Genomic DNA, 17,155 nt, shown 5'->3' with positions numbered 1-17,155 from the left:
CGCCTTTTTCCTGCGCCGCCGGCTGCTCCGCCGGCGGCTTCAAGGCGTATCAGGCGAGGTTGCCCGAAACCTTGGCGAAGGTGCCCGACAGGTTGGTGCCGAGAGCCTTGACGCCCGCGATGATGGCGACGCCGATCAGAGAGGCGATCAGGCCGTATTCGATGGCGGTGGCGCCGGACTCGTCGCGGATGAAGGTCTTGAAAATCTTGGTCATCGGTTGCTCCTCAGTATTCGAAACAGGTTCGCTGCGCTTCGTCGTCGGCTGCTCACCTAAAGAACGTTTTACGCGCGAGGTCCCAAAACAAATGTTAATCGAAGCTGATTCCGTGCGTCTTCCCCGGCATAAAACGTCTATGCTTTCCAATGTCTTGTCATGATCCTAGAATATGATGGTCATCAATGAGAAAGCCGTCCCTGGAAGGGACGGCTTTTGAAAGCGGTAGCCTTGAAAAAGGCTGGAATCAGGCGAGGTTGCCCGAGACTTTGGAAAAAGTGCCGGACATTTTGGTGCCGAGCGATTTCACGCCGGCGATGATCGCAACGCCAATCAAAGAGGCGATCAGCCCGTATTCGATGGCCGTCGCACCCGAGTCATTCGCAATAAAGACCTTGATTCTGTTCAGCATAGCCAACTCCATCCCCGGGGGGGCGCCTCTCCGCCAAGAACCCCTCGCCTATGACGTGACCATAATGACGGCTAAGTTTTGAGCGGTGGTTAATTCGCGCAGGTAGTGTCGGTAAATTTCCGAAGTAAAAGCTCCGCTCCTGCCCCCATGGCTTTTGTTTTGTGTCGTAGAAAACGCAAAATCGATAAAGCGGACGCGGACTTGTTAGCCTACTGCCGCTGGGCGCGGCTCGACCGCAGTCGTTCAAAATCTTCTCCGGCGTGATGCGACGAGCGCGTCAGAGGCGACGATGCGACATAGGCGAAGCCCTTGGCGAGCGCGATCGTCTTATAGGCGTCGAATTCCTCCGGCGGAACGAAACGGTCGATCGGATGGTGCTTGCGCGTCGGCTGTAAGTACTGGCCGAGCGTAATGAAATCGACATCCGCCGCCCGCATGTCGTCCATCACCTGCATCACCTCGTTGCGCGTCTCGCCGAGGCCGAGCATGAGTCCGGATTTCGTGAAGAGCTTCGGATTGAGCTCCTTGGCGCGCTGTAGCAGCCGCAGCGAATGGAAATAACGAGCTCCGGGTCGGACGGTGACGTAAAGCGACGGAACGGTCTCGAGATTGTGATTGAAGACATCCGGCGCCGCCGCCGCCACGCGCTCCAGCGCCCCTTCCTTGCGCAGGAAATCCGGTGTCAGAACCTCGATGCTCGTATCCGGGCAGGCAGTCCGAATGGCCTCGATGGTCTGCGCAAAATGCGCCGCGCCGCCGTCGGGGAGATCGTCGCGGTCCACCGACGTGACGACCACATGTGACAGGCCGAGCGCCCTGGTCGCCTCGGCCACCCTGCCCGGCTCGCTCGGATCGAGCGGCGCCGGCAGGCCCGTGGCGACGTTGCAAAAGGCGCAGGCGCGGGTGCAGACCTCGCCCATGATCATGAAAGTGGCGTGCTTCTTCTCCCAGCACTCGCCAATATTGGGGCAAGCCGCCTCCTGGCAGACCGTCGCCAGACCGGAGCCTTTCAGAAGCGCGCTTGTCTCTCCCCAGGCGGCCGAACCCGGCGCCTTGACCCTGATCCAGGGAGGCTTTCTGAGAACCGGCGTGTCCGGGCGCGCCGCCTTCTCGGGATGACGAGGCCGTGGGTCGTTTTCGAGCAGATTGATCGTGGTCGGCACAGGGTGCTCCCTGTGAACATATTTATGGACGCGACGGGTCAATGGCAACGGCGCCGGCCGACCTGCTCCTGTCCATTTGCAAGAGGGCGCTTTCCCTTGGCGAAGGCGCAAAGTCTCCAGGGCCGCATATTTCAGCCTACCCGAAGGGGCTGGCGATCTCGACAGCGCAGCCATCCGATCACCGCCGGCCCCGACCTCATACGGCGCGGCTCACCGAACGCAGCGAACATTCCCGTTGGGCATGCGCACCCGCGTGCCGCCCACCGCGGCGCAGTAGCCTTGGTTCTGGCCGCCGTAAACGCAGGCGCCCCAGGCGTTCCTGTGGCCGTTGCGTCCGCATCCGCCAAAGGCGTAGGCCGCCGAGGACGAAAGCGACGCCAGCGTTGCAGCGGCCAGCCCACAGAGGACGAATTTACCGAGCATGGTTTTGCGCATCGAAACCTCCTTTTGCGACATAGGACAATTTTCATTAAAAGCGAGAGCGTGGCTCCCGGTCCTGATCGTAGGGCTGCATTTCTCTTTGTCCAATTATTTCGTGATCGAGGGCGGCCGTCCAAGACGGCCCTGGGCGGACCGCGCCCCCCGCTCCTGCCGGAACTTGCATTCCGTTTCCGCGGCGCGAGCGGCTACTCAACAATCGCAGAAAGCGGAGTCTCTTGATGCTCCACTTCTAATGGATTGCATAACAAACTGTTTTTAAAAATGATCAATTTTTATCCTAATGTTGAAGATGAGCGTTGTGGCGAGCGCGATCACAGATATTCGACTTCTAGGACGCCAGGGATTTCCCTGAGCGCGCTGGCGACTTCGGCGTTGACGGGATAGGCGCCAGGCAGCCGGATCTCGATCTCCTCCGGCGCCTTCTCGCGTTTGATGAGGAGCGACACCTCCCCTTCGCCTCTGCCAGAGAGTCGGCTTTTTATCCTATCGATCGGACTTTGATCCCCTACGACGATCCGCAGGCCTTTCTGCGCACGGGCGGCCGCTGTGGCCAGGGGCTCGACCGAGACGATACGCGCGCGGACGTCGTCGCCCTCGAGTGAGGCGGAAAGGGTCACGAGAACGGCGGTGCCTTTCTCCAGGGTGTCCCGATACTGGTTGAGCGCCTCAGAGAAAAGGATAGCTTCGTACTGACCAGTCGTATCGGACAAGTGCACGATGCCCATCTTCGATCCGGACTTCGTCCGCCGCTCCGCCCGGTCCAGAACCACCGCCGCGAGGCGCCCGGCGGTCGCCCCGCCCTTCACGTCCGAGACGAATTTGGCCCAGCGCGACACCCTCAATTTGGGTAGGAGGCCCGCATAGGCGTCGAGCGGGTGGCCGGAGAGGAAAAAGCCCGCCGCCTCGTATTCCCGGCGCAGCACTTCGCCGGCCGGCCACGGCTGAACCTTGGGCAGAACCAGGTCCTCGGTTTCCGCTGCGCCGAAGAGCGCATTCTGGCCCGCCTTGCGATCGTCGGTATGGCGATTGGCGGTGGCGAGGATCGCCTCGATGGCAGCGAAGGCGCGGGCGCGGTTCGGCTCCAGCTCGTCGAAGGCGCCGCAGGCCGCGAGATTTTCGAGCACCTTCTTGTTCACTTCTCGCGGATTGATCCGGCTCGCGAAGTCCGAGAGGCTCTTGTAGGGCCTGTCGCCCCGCGACCGGACGATCGACTCCGCCTGCCCCTCGCCTACCCCCTTAATGGCCGAGAGCGCGTAGCGGATGACGAGCTTGCCGTCCGGCCCCGGCGCGACGTCGAAATCCACGCCGGAGCGCTTGATGGAGGGCGGCTCGACGGCGATGCCGAGCCTCCGGGCCTCGTCGCGAAACTCCGCGAGCTTGTCGGTCTGGCTCTTGTCGAAGGTCATCGAGGCGGCGAGGAACTCGGCGGGATAATGCGCCTTGAACCAGGCCGTCTGATAGGCGATGAGCGCGTAGGCGGCGGCGTGGGACTTGTTGAAGCCGTAGTCGGCGAATTTCGCCAGAAGGTCGAAGATGACGTTGGCGAGCTCCGAGGTGAGCTCCCGCTCGACGGCGCCCTTCACGAAACGCTCGCGCTGAGCGTCCATCTCCGCCTTGATCTTCTTGCCCATGGCGCGGCGGAGCATGTCGGCCTCGCCGAGCGTATAGCCCGAGAGCGCCTGGGCGATCTGCATCACCTGTTCCTGATAGATGATGACGCCGAAGGTCTCCTTCAGGATCGGCTCGATCTTGGGGTGGTAGTAGTCGGCCTCCTCGTCCCCGAGCTTCACCGCGCAATAGGTCGGGATGTTCGCCATCGGGCCCGGCCGGTAGAGCGCGACGAGGGCGATGATGTCCTCGAAACGGTCGGCGTGCATCTCCACGAGCGCCTTGCGCATGCCCGCGCTTTCGAGCTGGAACACGCCCACGGTCTCTCCGCGCCCGAGCATCTCGTAGGTCGCCTTGTCGTCGAGCGGCACCTTGGAGAGGTCGAAATCCGGGTCGCGGCGGCGCGCGAGGTCGCCCGCCATGGCGAGCACGGTCAGCGTCTTGAGGCCCAGAAAGTCGAATTTGATCAGGCCCGCGGGCTCGACCCACTTCATGTTGAACTGGGTCGCCGGCATGTCGGATTTCGGGTCGCGATAGAGCGGCGTCACCTCATGGAGCGGCCGGTCGCCGATGACGACGCCGGCGGCGTGGGTCGAGGCGTTGGAGTAGAGCCCCTCAAGCGCGCCCGCGATCTTGAAGAGCCGCGCGACGCGCTCGTCCTCTTCGGCCGCCTCGCGTAATTTCTGCTCGCCCGCGACCGCCTCGGCGAGGCTGACGGGCTTCGCCGGGTTCTGCGGCACCAGCTTGGCGAGCTTGTCCACCTGCCCCAGCGGCATTTCCAGCACGCGGCCGACGCTGCGCAGCACGCCGCGCGCGAGGAAGGAGCCGAAGGTGATGATCTGCGCTACGCGATCCGCGCCGTAGCGGTCGCGCACATATTCGATCACCTCCCCGCGCCTTGTCTGGCAGAAGTCGATGTCGAAATCCGGCATCGAGACGCGCTCGGGGTTCAGGAAGCGCTCGAAGAAGAGGCCGAAGCGAAGCGGATCGAGATCGGTGATGGTCAGGGCGTAGGCGACAAGCGAGCCGGCGCCCGAACCGCGCCCCGGTCCCACCGGGATGCCCTGCGACTTCGCGTATTTGATGAAGTCCGACACGATCAGGAAGTAGCCGGGAAAGCCCATCCTTTCGATGGTGCTGAGCTCGAAGTCGAGCCGCTTGAAGTAGTCTTCCCGCGCCTGCCCCGGCGCCGGGCCGTGGGCGGCGAGCCGCGCTTCGAGGCCCTCGGTCGCCTGGCGGCGCAGTTCCTCGGCCTCCACCTCGGTCAGCGGCCGGTCGCCGGGGGCGTCTCGAAGGAAGCGCGGCATGATCGGCTTGCGGGTGCGCGGCCGGTAGCTTGTGCGCTGGGCGATCTCGACCGTGTTGGCGGTCGCCTCCGGCAGGTCGGCGAAGAGCGCCAGCATTTCCGAGCGCGTCTTGAAGTAGTGCTCGGGCGTCACGCGGCGCCGGTCCGCGACGCTCGTGACCGTGCCCTCGGCGATGCAGAGCAGCGCGTCATGGGCTTCGAAGTCGCCGCGCGAGGCGAAGTAAGGCTCGTTCGTCGCAACGAGCGGGACGCCCCGCCGATAGGCGAGATCGAGAAGCTGAGGCTCTACTTCACGTTCAACTTGAAGATTATGTCGTTGAATTTCAACGTAGAGCCGATCTCTGAAAAAGTCCTGCAACGTGTCGAGCCGCGCCCGCGCGAGCTCGGGGCGACCGGCTGCGAGCATCCGGTCGAGGGCGCCGTCCGGTCCGCCGGTGAGCGCGACCAGCTCGGCGGCGTCTTCCGCAAGCGCTGCGAGCGAGACATGCGGCTCGTCGCCCTCCGCCGTGTCGAGATAGGCGCGCGAGGCGACGCGCATGAGGTTGAGATAGCCGGCCTCGGTCTTGGCGAGGAGCACGATATTGGCGAACGCCTCGTCCCGCCCGGAGACGCTCCCCGACTTGGCGTCGGCGAAATCGACCCGGAGTTGCACGCCGGCGATCGGCTGTATGCCGACCTTCGCCGCCTTCTCGGAGAATTCGAGCGCCGCGAAGAGATTATTGGTGTCGGTGACGGCCAGCGCCGGCTGCTCGTCCCGCACGGCGAGATCGATCAGTTTGCCGACTGTCAGCGCCCCTTCTCGAAGCGAGAAGGCCGTATGGAGGTGAAGGTGGACGAAACCGGCTTTCTCGGCGCTCATGTCGAACCGCTGCTGCGCCCGGCCGGAGATGGCGGGCTTGAAGTCCAGATAAGAATTTAGCGATCCGGAGGCCCGACTGAAACGCCGGTAGAGCGTCATCCACTAAAGAAGAAGCAGGGAGCCCCATCGGCCCCCGATCCATTGCTGGTTCGCTACTCGCGCGGCGGAGTCGCGGGGTCGCAGGCCCCGGCGCCCCGCCGAATGGCGTAATCGATGATCATCGGCCCGAACAATTGCGAGAAAAGCACGCCGAGCAGGACAATCGAAACCGCCATCTCCACCAAATCCCCGGACGTGGGAGACAGGGAGTGAACCGCTGGCGAATCGTTGAAGGCGAGGACCAGGCCCATGGCGGCCCCGCCCTGGGAGGGAAAACATAAGCCAAGGTAACGCGTCGTCGCCTGGTCGAGCCGCAGCGCCATTGCGCCAAAAAATACCCCGACATATTTCCCCGCGACGCGCGCGATGACATAGGCAATGGCCGCGATCACGAGCGCGCCGTGTCCGACAAGGTCCGCTGTGGGCAGATGCGCCCCCGCCAGCACAAAGAAGATCATGTAAAGCGGTTGTTCGATGTCGCCGACGGAGGTCTGTGACGCTTTGCCCTCCACGGCCCCGACGCCGTTTGCGACGAGGGCGCCCATCGCGAGCGTCGTCAAAAGATGCGACAGCCCGAAGGTGAGAGAGGCCCCCACCGCGAGAAGCAGGAGCGCGTAGAGCGTCGCGCGCAGGCGATCCTCGGAGCCCGGGCGGCCGCCGGCGATGACGTCGCGAAGCACAAGATAGAACGCGCCCAACCCCACCCCGACCACCAGGGACAGGGCTTCCTGCCGCGTCGCCGCCAATGCCGCCCAGGTCTCGTCGACCTGGGCGCCGAGCCGCGCGACAGCGATGGACGAGACAACGCTGAAAAGGAGGATCGCCGCCGCATCATTGATCGCGAGCACGCCGAGCGCACGATCGACGAACGGGCCCGAGGCGTTGAGCCGCCGCACCACGGCGTAAGTCGTCGTCGGCGCGGTTGCGGGGGAAACGGCCGCCGCGATCACGGCCGTCGGCCAGGGCAGGCCGAGCGCCGACAACGCCGCCATAACGGCGAGCACTGGAGCGACCAGCTGGATGAGCGCCAGCCATCCGATCCTCGCGCCGAACGCCCTGAGTCGGGCGCCGGTCAGTTTGCAGCCGATATTGAAAGCGATGAGGGCGAGCGACGCTTGCAGGAAGGGGCCGAAGGCGGCGAGCTTTTCGTGGGTCAGAAGGCCCAACTCATCCGGACCCAGGATGACGCCCGCAAGGATGCATCCCGTAATCCACGGCACGCCCAATCTCTCGGCGGCGTCTCCAGACAGCGCGGCGAAGATCAGGATGAGACCGAGAATGACGACGGGATGGGAAAGCGCGGCGGGCATTTCGACCTTGGCCTCCAATCGGGCCGGCTTGGAAAGCCCCAATCTGCCTGACTGTCCTGAGCGCCGCGAGGACTTTCGAAGGTCTCGGTCGCGAAAACGTGCGCCGTTTTCGAGTCAGAAGCGTAAAAAAGCAAACGCCCGGCGAGGAAACCTCGACCGGGCGCAAATATCGTGTGCTCGAGCGGTGCTTACTCGGCCGGGGTAAAGCTCTTCGTGACCGCTTCCATCGGCTTAAAGACTTCCTTGGCCATGGAGGTGTAGAGTTCGCCAATCTTGGTCGCCTCGGCGACGAAATCCTCATAGGCGCTCTTGGCGAAGTCCGACTGAAGCGCGATGGCCTCGTCAATCTTCTTCACCGTGATCAGCTTTTCAGCGAGCAGACGGCTCTTTTCGAAGGACTTCTTGGAGTAGTCGGTCGTCTCGGCGGCAATGCTCTGCCAGCCCTTCGTGACCGCCGCAGCCGCAGCGGAAACCGCCTCGAACTGCTCCTTGCCAAGCTGCTGCACGCTATCGAAATTGGCCACCATGGGGTACGTCCTCATAAAATGGCGCCATCCTCCATCCGCCGCCCCCTGGCGGCGCGGCACACGCGCCTGCTGACATATTCAATATATGCGTTGCACAAATCATCGTCAATAAAAATGTTGCGCTGCAAAAATCCCATCAAAAAATCCTCGGACGCTTAACCCCCGGGTAACTGCGTTCTCTTACCCTGAATAACTGTAGCGTTTTTGCGACGCCAATCTCCGGTTGTCGCCTTCAGCGCATGTGCCTGTTCCGTATGGGGCGAGTAGCAAATGTTGAAACCGAGTCTGCTGGACCGCTTGGCGCAGCCCCGCTCCCTTGCCGCCATCTTCGCGGTCATCATGGCATTCGTCGCCATCACGTCGATTCCCGCGGAAGCGCGGCGTCATGGCTATCGTCATCACGCCTATCGCCACGTCTATCATCACCATTTCGCGCACCATCGCGCCTCGCCGCATTATGCGCGCAGCCACCGCTTTTACGCCTCCGCGGCGAGCGGCGGCTATAGCGGCGGCGGCGACGCTGTCGTCGGCGAGCACCACGGCTTTGCGGCCATCGTCATGGACGCCAACAGCGGCAAGACGCTTTATTCGCGCAACGAGCACGAACTGCGTCACCCGGCCTCCGTCACCAAGGTGATGACGCTCTACCTCCTCTTCGAGCAGCTCGAGAAAGGCCGCCTGCGCCTCGACTCGCCGCTCATGATTTCGTCGCACGCCGCCGCCCAGGCGCCCTCCAAGCTCGGCCTGCAGCCGGGCGAGACCATCAGCGTCGAGAACGCGATCAAGGCGGTCGTCACCAAGTCGGCCAACGACATCGCCTGCGCCATCGCCGAGAATATCGGCGGCGACGAGCGCAGTTTCGCGCATATGATGACGCGCAAGGCCCACGCCCTCGGCATGCGCAACACGCGTTACGAGAACGCCTCCGGCCTGCCCGACCCGGGCCAGATCACGACGGCCTACGACCTCGCCATTCTCGGCCGCGCGATCCAGGACCGCTTCCCGCGCTATTACCGTTACTTCAGCACGCACAGTTTTGCGTATAATGGCGCGCTGCATCGCAACCACAACCATCTCCTCGGCCGCGTCGAGGGCATGGACGGCATCAAGACCGGCTATACCCGCGCCTCGGGCTTCAACCTGCTGACCTCGGTGCGCCGCGGCGGCCACCATATCGTGGCCGTCGTCATGGGCGGGACCACTGCCGGCGGCCGCGACCGCATCATGGCGCAGCTGATCGAGGAATATATCGGCGGGGGCTCCAACGTCCGCACGGCAGAGGCGATTACCGAAGACGGCTCTGCGGCCGAGGAAATCGTGGCCGACGCCGCGCCTGTCATTGCTCCCGCCCCGGCCCCCGCCCCCGTCGTCGAACGCCAAATCGTCGCGGAACCGCAGCAACCGATCCTCTCCGAGCCGGTCGCGGCGCCCCGCCCTGTCGAGCGTGTCGCCGAACGTCAGCCCGAGCGCGCCTCCTACAGCGCCGAGGAGCCGGCGATCGATCCAGAGCCCGTAAGCGCCATCGCGCCGGTCCGCGCCCTGCGCCGTTCCGCCGCGCTGGTTCCGCCCGCCCCGATCCCGGCGCGCGAGAAGGTCGAAAAGCCCGCGGAAAAGGCCCCCGAAAAAGCGGCGGCGGTTCGTCCCGCCTTCGTCTCGGGCGTCCAGAAGCGCGCCGAGGAGCCCGTCGCCGACAAGAAAGGCGCCAAGAAGGGACTTCCGAAAAACGACCTCGCCGCCATCATCGACGGCTCCACCTCAAGCCGCCCGTCCAAGGCCCGCGAGATCACGGTCGCGACCACGACTCCCTCCGCGATCCGCTCCACCAACCTCGCCAAGGCCGACGCGGCGCGGCCTACCAAGCCGGGCTGGATGATCCAGATCGGCGCCGCCGAAGACCCGACCAAGGCGAATGAGATGCTCTCGCGCGCCCGCAGCCAGCTTCAGGGCTTCCCGTCGACGGCCAAGGCTTTCACGGAGAAGGTGCAGAAAGGCAAGGAGACGCTGTATCGCGCCCGCTTCGCCGGTCTCGAGGAACAGAGCGCCGTCTCCGCCTGCAATGCGCTGAAGCGCTCCGGCTTCGCCTGCTTCACCACCAAGAACTGAGAGCTCGCCGCCATGTCCGCGACCTGGGACGACGTAGAGGCCTTGCGGCGCGCCTCAATGATGGCGCCGCATCAAGACATCCTTGGCTTCGTTCACACGGGCGGCAAGATCCGTCGTCCCGCCAAGGTCTGGATGAAGTTTCTTCATCAGATCGCGATGCGCCCGGGCAATGTCCGCCGCGGCCGCGCCCTTTTTCAGACCGAGGATCTCGTACGCTTCGTCCTCGGTAATCGTGCCCGAGCGGCGCGCGCGCGTCTCGCCCGCGCCCCCAGGGTCACGGTGCGCATCGCCTGCCGCACGCCATCCGGCAAAGCGGCGGTCCAGATAAGCCTCTAGGAGTCGCGCGCCGTCCGGATCGTCGCGCAGGCAGACATTATAAAGATCGAGCAGAGCCGGTCGGGTCAGCGCGTCGAGACGCTTCCCCTCGTCCTTGCCGGCCAGGATCATGCCGCGAATGGCCCCGGTCGCATGGTCGAGCTCCATCTCGATCATGGCCGAACGGACGCGGGAGACCCCTCTCCCGCTGTCGCCGTCGCGTCCGGCCCGCCCGAGCCCCATGAGCCACAAGCCTGTCGCGCCGAGCGCCAGACCAAAATCGAGCCTGCCCCGCGCCAGCAGGAGGCCACCGAGCGCCATTAGCACGAAGCCGCCGCCGCGCTTGAGAAACCGCGCGAGAAAAGCCGGCGACGCGCGGATATAAGCCTTGAGCGCGAAAAGGCCGATTGCAAGCGCGAGGAAACCCATCAAGACCGGCATGGCTTATCGTGACCCCATCTGCGACAGCAGCAAGCGCGCGGCGGCTTCGCCCCGCCCCGCGCGTTTCTCCAGTTCCGGCAACCCCCCAGCGGCATAAGCAGCCGCCGCGCCAAGTAATTCCGCAAGGCGGCGCGGCGCCGAACGATCGAAAGCGGCGTAGGCCCCGCCGGTGAGCCGCGCGATCTCCTTAAAGGCGGTTTTCGTTTGAGCGTCCTCGCCCTCCTGGAACATGAACGCCTTCAGGCCGAGAAGGCCGAGTTCGCCGGCCGTCGCGGCGAGAAGGTCGATCTTCTCCTCCATCGCGTCGCCGATAAAGACCAGCGCGCCGACCCTGGATGTGCGGGTCTCGCTCAGGGCGTGCTCAAGCACGCGGCCGATCTGCGTGCGCCCGCCTTCGCAGGAGATGCGGGCCATCAGCGCCCCGAGGCCGTCGCCCTGGGAAACGAAGCGCGAGGCGCGGCATTCGCGAAAGCCGCGGAAATAGACAAGCTGCACGTCGAGCCCGCCTTGCGCGGCCGTCGTGCGGAACATTTCGCTTTGTATGGATTGGGCGAGATCCCAGGTGGGCTGGCGGCTCATTGTGGCGTCGAGCGCGAAGATCAGCCTGCCGCGCGAGCCTTTGGGCTCGGCGACGTTGCGCGCCTTTTCGAGAAAGGCGTCGATGGCGCTGTTCTGTGTTGAGCGCGGCGCCGGCGCCTTCTTCAGGTCATCGCCCACTTTGTTCACGTCGCTTGTTCGTAACCTTGTATAAAATCGGCTTTGCGCCCTCTAAAACAAGTGGGGCGCGCCACACCTTAACTCCCCTTAAGGCGCAAGGAAACGCCACCCCAAGAGGCGCTTATGGACCGAGTAGCTCTGCCGCCCACGCCCATCGCCGCGCTTCCGGCTCAGGACAGCGCAAATGTGCAGGCATTGATGCGCGATTTCGCGCTCGAACTGGCGCAGGCGGGCGCGCGGGTTGCGGGCATGACGCAGATGCGCGGCGCCGACCCCGCGGGGCGCTCGCGCATATTCCTGCGCGACCTCGCGTCAGAGGCCGAGTTCTTGATCTCCCAGGACCTCGGGCCGGGCTCCGTCGCCTGCAATCTCGACACGGGCGAGCTCGCCATGGCCTGCGCCGCCGTGGAGCGCGCCGCGCGCGACGGCGCGGACCTCATCGTCGTCAGCAAATTCGCCAAGCAGGAGGCCGAGCGCGGCGGCTTGTGCGACGCCTTCCGCGCCGCCATGACCGCGCGCATTCCCGTCATAGCGGCCGTGTCGCCGCATTTCCGCGAGGAATGGCGCATCTTCGCCGGACCCTTGGCGGAGGACGTGGAGCCGACGCGCGACGCGCTGGCCAAGTGGTGGATGCGCGCAAGCCTGCGTCAGGGAAGGTAACTTCGGGCGAGGCCAAGGCTAAGCTATAAGCAGCGGGCCAGCCGACCGGCTGGCTGACCGAAAGGGGGTGTTGCGTGTGAAAATCCGGGTGAAGGTCGAAATCACGGTTGGCCGTTGGAAAGTCACCGTGATCATCGGCTAACGCAAGGGGGCCGGGATAAAACCCGGTCCCCACCGGATCGGAAGCCGCAACACCCCCTCTAGGGAAAAGACTATCACGAAGAGCCGTGCGTTCAAGCGGCGCGCACCCTCACGCGGATTGCCGCAACCTACTCGCCAATCGGTCTCCGTGCCGCGCCCGCGACTTTTCGAGCGGCGCCTCGTCCGGCGGCTGCGGCTTGCAGGCGAGCGCAACCAGCGCGTAGCTCACGATCTGCAACAGGAACCACGACCCGAGCTTGCCGAGCCCTACGGGCTTCCACCCCGCAATCTGGTCCGGATAGAGCCACGCATGGCTGTAGGTCCCGATATTCTCGGCGATCCAGATGAAGCAGGACGCAAGAAACGCGGCGAGGAGCAGCGGCATCGTCCGCCAACTGTGATGGATGCGGTAATAGATCGTCGTTCGCCAGAAGAGCGCCGCCGTCGCCGCGAAGAGCAGCAGGCGAATGTCCGGCACATAGTGATGCGCGAAGAAATTGACGTAGATCGCCGCCGCGAGCGCGCCGACCTGCCAGAGCAGCGGGTGGTTCGTGAAGCGAAAATCGAACAGCGCCCAGGCGCGCATCATGTAGCTGCCGATGCAGGCGTACATGAAGCCTGTGAAAAGCGGCACGCCGCCGATGCGGAAGAACGCGTCCTCTGGATAGATCCATGAGCCATGCGCGGTCTTGAAGACCTCCATCACCGTCCCGACGACGTGGAACAGGAAGATCACGCCTGCCTCCTTCAGCGACTCGAAGCGCAGAAGGATCAGCGCCGCCTGCACGGCGAGCGCGGAGAGGAAAAGGAAGTCGTAGCGCGCGAGCGGGGCATGGGCGGGATAAAGGAACCGCGTCGCCAGCACCAGGAAGACCATGATGCCGCCAAAGAGGCAGGCCCAGGCCTGTTTGATCCCGAAGCGGATGAACTCGTAGACGAAGCGCCGCGCGGGGCCACCCTTCACGGACCATTGGCCGATGGCGGCGTCCGTCTCTACGAAGCGCCGCAATGGCGGCCAGAGTTCGGCCGCGCTTTTCTCCCTTATGCTCCGCTCATCTGACAGGAGGCGCATATATCAGCCCGCCCTTGTTCCACAGAGCGTTCGCGCGACGCTCCATGCCCAATGGCGAAGCTTGCCCCAAATTATGCTCGAAGACATCCGCATAATTTCCGACGTGCTTGACCACGCGGTACGTCCAGTCGCCGGAAAGCGCCAATCCCGCGCTCCGGTCGCCTTCGACGCCGAGCAGGTGGCGGATGCTCGGCTCCTCCGATTTCAGAGCCGCGTCGGCGTTGGCGCTCGACACCTGAAGCTCCTCCGCGTCAATGAGCGTAAAGAGCGTCCAGCGCACGATGGCGAGCCATTGGTCGTCGCCCTGCCGCACGACGGGGCCGCGGGGCGCCTTGGCGATCATGTCGGGGAGAACGTCGTGTTCGCTCGGGGCCGACAGCTTCGCGCGCGCCGCGGCGAGGGTCGAGGCGTCCGCCGTCAGCACGTCGCATTGGCTCTTGTCGTAGCCGGCGGCGGCCTCCTCGAATGACGGAAAGAGCTTCGGCTCGTAGGGCGCCTTGCGCTTGCGGAAGAAGTCCGCGAGCTCCAGCTCGTAGGACGTGCCCTGCTGGACGCAGACCGAGACGCCGGAAAGATCCTGCCCCGAAGCGAAGCTTCTCTGCCGCCGCACGAGGAAAGACTGTCCGTCGAACAGCGAAACGCCGGCGTAGATCGCCCGCTGTCCGCTGTCGCGCGACTGCGTCCAGGGCGCGGCGCTCGCGAGCAAATCGACCCAGCCAGCCTGCAGCGCCGAGACGCGGTCTTTTGCGGCGAGGCCCAGAAAGCGCACCTTCTTCGGATCGTCGAAAATCGCCGCGGCGACAGCGCGGCAGAAGTCGACGTCGAAGCCGATCCAGTCGCCTTTCTCGCCCGCTGGCGGTTGCGCGAAGCCGGGCGCCTCGGAGACGCCGCAGGCGAGATAACCGCGCTTGAGGATGATCGACAGCGTCGGGCCCGGTTCGGTCTGGGCCGAGGCGGTCTGCCCGTTTATGCTGAGGAGGCCCGCAACAAAAACAGCGAAAAGGAAGCCTCGGGCGATCATGGACGGGCTCGGATTTGCGTGCTCGCTATATTACGGTCGGGCCAGGCCGGCGCAAGCGCGCCCGCCCCGGGCCCAGGGACGACGATGAAGAGCGATAAAGACGAAAAGCGGCGAAAAAAGCATATGGCCACGGTTGTCACCCAGGCGGGGCGCGAACCATTCGAACATTTCGGCTTCGTCAATCCGCCGATCTATCGGGGCTCGACCGTTTTGTTTCCCACGGTCGCGGACCTCGAGGGGCTGCGCCAGCCCTATACCTACGGCACCAAGGGCACGCCCACGACACGCGCGCTAGAGAATGCCTGGAGCGAGATCGCCGGGGCGGCAGACACGGTGCTCGTCCCCTCCGGCCTCGCGGCCATCGCCATCGCCCTCCTCACGGCGACCAAGGCCGGCGCGCATATCCTCGTCACCGACTCGGCTTATGCGCCCACGCGCTTCTTCTGCGACGGCTTTCTCGCGCGCTTCGGCGTGACGACGGAATATTACGATCCGCATATCGGCGCCGGCATATCGGCGCTGATCCGGTCGGAAACGACGGCGATCCTCTTGGAGTCGCCCGGCTCGCAGAGCATGGAGATCCAGGACGTTCCCGCCATGGCCGCCGCCGCGCATGAAAAGGGCGTCTGCGTCATCATCGACAACACCTGGGCGACGCCGCTCTTCTTTCCGCCGCATGAGCGGGGCTGCGATCTCTCGATCGAGGCGGGCACGAAATATCTGTCCGGCCATTCCGACCTGCTGCTGGGTCTCGTTTCCGCCAACGCCAAATGGGCCAAGCGTCTGCGCCACACCTTCAATCTCTTCGCGATGGGCTCGGGGCCAGACGACGCGTCGCTCGCCTTGCGCGGCCTGCGCACCATGGCGCTCCGGCTCCGCGAACAGGAGCGCGCGGCGCTGGAGATCGCCAAGTGGCTCGCGCAGCGCCCGGAAGTCGCGCGGGTGCTGCACCCTGCCCTGCCGGAACATCCGGGCCATGAATTGTGGAAGCGCGACTTCTCAGGCTCGTCGGGGGTCTTCTCGATCATCCTGAAGCCCGTCGCGAAGCACGCCGTCGACGCCTTCGTCGACGGACTGGAGCTTTTCGGCATCGGCTTTTCCTGGGGCGGCTATGAGAGCCTCGTCCTCCCCTTTGACTCGGCGCCGTTCCGGTCGGCGACGAAATGGGAGGCGGAGGGACCGGCGCTGCGCTTCTCCATCGGGCTCGAAGACGTCGCGGATCTGAAGGAGGATCTCGAGGCGGGCTTCGCGCGACTCACGGGCGCGTAATTCGCTCTACGCCGACATTGCCTTCCCGAAGGCGAGAATGATCTCGCGCAGCAGCGGCTCATCGACCTGCTGCGCGGCGACCTTGTAGGGGAACCAGTAGGTCACGCGCTGGCCCTTTTCGGGCCATTTCTTGCGCTGGCGTTCGACCCGCAGGGAGAAGACTTCCACCCGGCAATCGACGGACGACCCGCCCTTGAGTCGCTTCTCATATTCGAAGTCGCCGAGCTTGGTCTTCTCGATCTTGCCGTGCAGCCCTGCCTCCTGCATCGCCTCGATGGCGGCGACGATGTGCGGCTTGCGGCCTTTCATCGGCCAGCCTTTCGGGATGACCCAGCGCTTCGTGTCGCGCGACGTCGCAAGCAGGATTTCGACGCCGTTTCCCTCGTCGACGCGCCAGGGCAGCGCCGCATATTGCAGGCGCGGGGCGATTGGCGTTTCGCGCGTCTTCCTCGGCTTCGGCGGCTTCTTCTTCATGCGAAGAAACTCGCGACCATGTAGAAGAAGGCCGCGATGAAGGCCGACATCGGCATCGTCACGATCCAGGCGACCACGATGTCCTTGGCGACGCTCCAGCGCACCGCCGAAACACGTCGCGCGGCGCCCACGCCGACAATGGCTCCCGTGATCGTATGCGTCGTGGAGACGGGAATGCCCAGGCCCGTGGCGAGAAAAAGCGTGATGGCGCCGCCGGTCTCGGCGCAGAAGCCCTGCATGGGCGTCAGGCGCGTTATCTTGGACCCCATCGTGTGCACGATCCGCCACCCGCCCAGAAGCGTGCCGAGCCCCATCGCGGCCTGGCAGGTCAGCACCACCCAGAACGGCACATGGAACTCGCCGCCCAGAGCGCCGTGGGAATAAAGCAGCACCGCGATGATGCCCATGGTCTTCTGCGCATCATTGCCGCCATGGCCGAGCGAGTAAAGCGAAGCAGAAACAAATTGTAGCGTTCGAAAGATCGTGTCGACCGCAAGAGGCGTCCGCCGCACGAACAGCCACGACACGCCGAGCACGAGCAGGAGCGCAAGGAGGAAGCCCAGCGCGGGCGAGAGCACGATGGCGGCGCCGGTCTTGGCGAGCCCGCTCCAGACGATGGCGCTCACGCCGGTCTTGGCGACGCCGGCGCCGACGAGGCCCCCGACCAGCGCATGCGAACTCGACGACGGAATGCCGAGCGCCCAGGTGATGAGGTTCCAGGAAATCGCCCCCATCAGCGCGCCGAAGATCACCTTGTCGTCGACGATCTGCGGCGAAATGATCCCCGTGCCGACGGTCTGCGCGACATGCAGGCCGAAGAAGAGGAACGCCACGAAATTGAAGAAGGCGGCCCAGAACACCGCATATTGCGGCCGAAGCACGCGCGTCGAGACGATGGTCGCGATGGAGTTCGCCGCGTCGTGCAGCCCGTTGAGGAAGTCGAACGCCAGGGCGACGGCGATGAGGCCGTAAAGGAGCAGCGGCAAGTCCCCCACGCCGCCCT

At 64.8% G+C, this 17,155-nt stretch carries 16 protein-coding genes; 3 read left to right on the top strand and 13 right to left on the bottom strand.

Annotated features, from left to right (window positions below):
* Window positions 1–49: 49 nt before the first annotated feature.
* The 7 genes from ACPFMJ_RS02935 to ACPFMJ_RS02905 form a co-directional block, all read right to left on the bottom strand.
* On the bottom strand, window positions 50–214 hold the full coding sequence (locus ACPFMJ_RS02935; protein WP_424362381.1) for a Flp family type IVb pilin: 165 nt from the start codon (window positions 212–214) through the stop codon (window positions 50–52).
* Window positions 215–461: 247 nt separating this feature from the next.
* A complete protein-coding gene (locus ACPFMJ_RS02930) occupies window positions 462–626 on the bottom strand; it encodes a Flp family type IVb pilin (RefSeq protein WP_424362380.1) in 165 nt (54 codons plus the stop codon).
* A 209-nt stretch (window positions 627–835) separates the two neighbouring features.
* On the bottom strand, window positions 836–1,789 hold the full coding sequence (lipA, locus tag ACPFMJ_RS02925; RefSeq protein ID WP_424362379.1) for a lipoyl synthase: 954 nt from the start codon (window positions 1,787–1,789) through the stop codon (window positions 836–838).
* Window positions 1,790–1,999: 210 nt separating this feature from the next.
* Complete coding sequence (locus ACPFMJ_RS02920; RefSeq protein ID WP_424362378.1) at window positions 2,000–2,224, bottom strand: GCG_CRPN prefix-to-repeats domain-containing protein; 225 nt, start codon at window positions 2,222–2,224, stop codon at window positions 2,000–2,002.
* A 317-nt stretch (window positions 2,225–2,541) separates the two neighbouring features.
* Entirely contained in the window at window positions 2,542–6,003 is a 3,462-nt protein-coding gene (gene dnaE, locus ACPFMJ_RS02915) for a DNA polymerase III subunit alpha (protein ID WP_424362377.1), read from the bottom strand.
* Between the two features lie 152 nt (window positions 6,004–6,155).
* Window positions 6,156–7,454: a cation:proton antiporter gene (locus ACPFMJ_RS02910; RefSeq protein WP_424362376.1), complete on the bottom strand. Its 1,299-nt coding sequence runs from the start codon at window positions 7,452–7,454 to the stop codon at window positions 6,156–6,158.
* 146 nt (window positions 7,455–7,600) lie between these two features.
* A complete protein-coding gene (locus tag ACPFMJ_RS02905) occupies window positions 7,601–7,939 on the bottom strand; it encodes a phasin family protein (protein ID WP_424362375.1) in 339 nt (112 codons plus the stop codon).
* A gap of 270 nt (window positions 7,940–8,209) precedes the next feature.
* On the opposite strand from ACPFMJ_RS02905, the gene ACPFMJ_RS02900 reads away from it, so the two are divergent.
* Window positions 8,210–10,042, top strand: coding sequence for a serine hydrolase (locus ACPFMJ_RS02900; protein ID WP_424362374.1), 1,833 nt, complete (start codon window positions 8,210–8,212; stop codon window positions 10,040–10,042).
* A 54-nt stretch (window positions 10,043–10,096) separates the two neighbouring features.
* On the opposite strand, the gene ACPFMJ_RS02895 is transcribed toward ACPFMJ_RS02900, so the two are convergent.
* Both ACPFMJ_RS02895 and ACPFMJ_RS02890 read right to left on the bottom strand, forming a co-directional pair.
* Window positions 10,097–10,798 (bottom strand): DnaJ domain-containing protein, encoded by a 702-nt coding sequence (locus ACPFMJ_RS02895; protein ID WP_424362373.1) that lies wholly within the window; start codon window positions 10,796–10,798, stop codon window positions 10,097–10,099.
* A 3-nt stretch (window positions 10,799–10,801) separates the two neighbouring features.
* Window positions 10,802–11,515, bottom strand: coding sequence for a VWA domain-containing protein (locus ACPFMJ_RS02890; RefSeq protein ID WP_424363778.1), 714 nt, complete (start codon window positions 11,513–11,515; stop codon window positions 10,802–10,804).
* A 123-nt stretch (window positions 11,516–11,638) separates the two neighbouring features.
* Between ACPFMJ_RS02890 and ACPFMJ_RS02885 the strand changes: the two genes are divergently transcribed.
* A complete protein-coding gene (locus ACPFMJ_RS02885; RefSeq protein WP_424362372.1) occupies window positions 11,639–12,175 on the top strand; it encodes a DUF2478 domain-containing protein in 537 nt (178 codons plus the stop codon).
* 250 nt (window positions 12,176–12,425) lie between these two features.
* Here ACPFMJ_RS02885 and ACPFMJ_RS02880 read toward each other — a convergent pair whose 3' ends face one another.
* The gene (locus ACPFMJ_RS02880; RefSeq protein WP_424362371.1) at window positions 12,426–13,388 is read right to left on the bottom strand and encodes a DUF817 domain-containing protein; all 963 of its coding nucleotides are present in this window, start codon (window positions 13,386–13,388) and stop codon (window positions 12,426–12,428) included.
* Entirely contained in the window at window positions 13,369–14,409 is a 1,041-nt protein-coding gene (locus ACPFMJ_RS02875; RefSeq protein ID WP_424362370.1) for an amino acid ABC transporter substrate-binding protein, read from the bottom strand. Before ACPFMJ_RS02875 ends, ACPFMJ_RS02880 begins: the two co-directional genes overlap by 20 nt.
* Window positions 14,410–14,493: 84 nt before the next feature.
* On the opposite strand from ACPFMJ_RS02875, the gene metC reads away from it, so the two are divergent.
* A complete protein-coding gene (gene metC / locus ACPFMJ_RS02870) occupies window positions 14,494–15,678 on the top strand; it encodes a cystathionine beta-lyase (RefSeq protein WP_424362369.1) in 1,185 nt (394 codons plus the stop codon).
* A gap of 6 nt (window positions 15,679–15,684) precedes the next feature.
* On the opposite strand, the gene ACPFMJ_RS02865 is transcribed toward metC, so the two are convergent.
* Window positions 15,685–16,152: an NUDIX hydrolase gene (locus ACPFMJ_RS02865; RefSeq protein ID WP_424362368.1), complete on the bottom strand. Its 468-nt coding sequence runs from the start codon at window positions 16,150–16,152 to the stop codon at window positions 15,685–15,687.
* Window positions 16,149–17,147: an anion permease gene (locus tag ACPFMJ_RS02860; protein WP_424362367.1), complete on the bottom strand. Its 999-nt coding sequence runs from the start codon at window positions 17,145–17,147 to the stop codon at window positions 16,149–16,151. Before ACPFMJ_RS02860 ends, ACPFMJ_RS02865 begins: the two co-directional genes overlap by 4 nt.
* Window positions 17,148–17,155: the final 8 nt, after the last annotated feature.

The sequence above is a fragment of the Methylocystis parvus genome (genome assembly GCF_049675845.1).
Taxonomy (GTDB): domain Bacteria; phylum Pseudomonadota; class Alphaproteobacteria; order Rhizobiales; family Beijerinckiaceae; genus Methylocystis; species Methylocystis parvus_A.
Note: the sequence above shows the minus strand (reverse complement) of the source record. Positions and strands in the feature narration are given on the sequence as shown.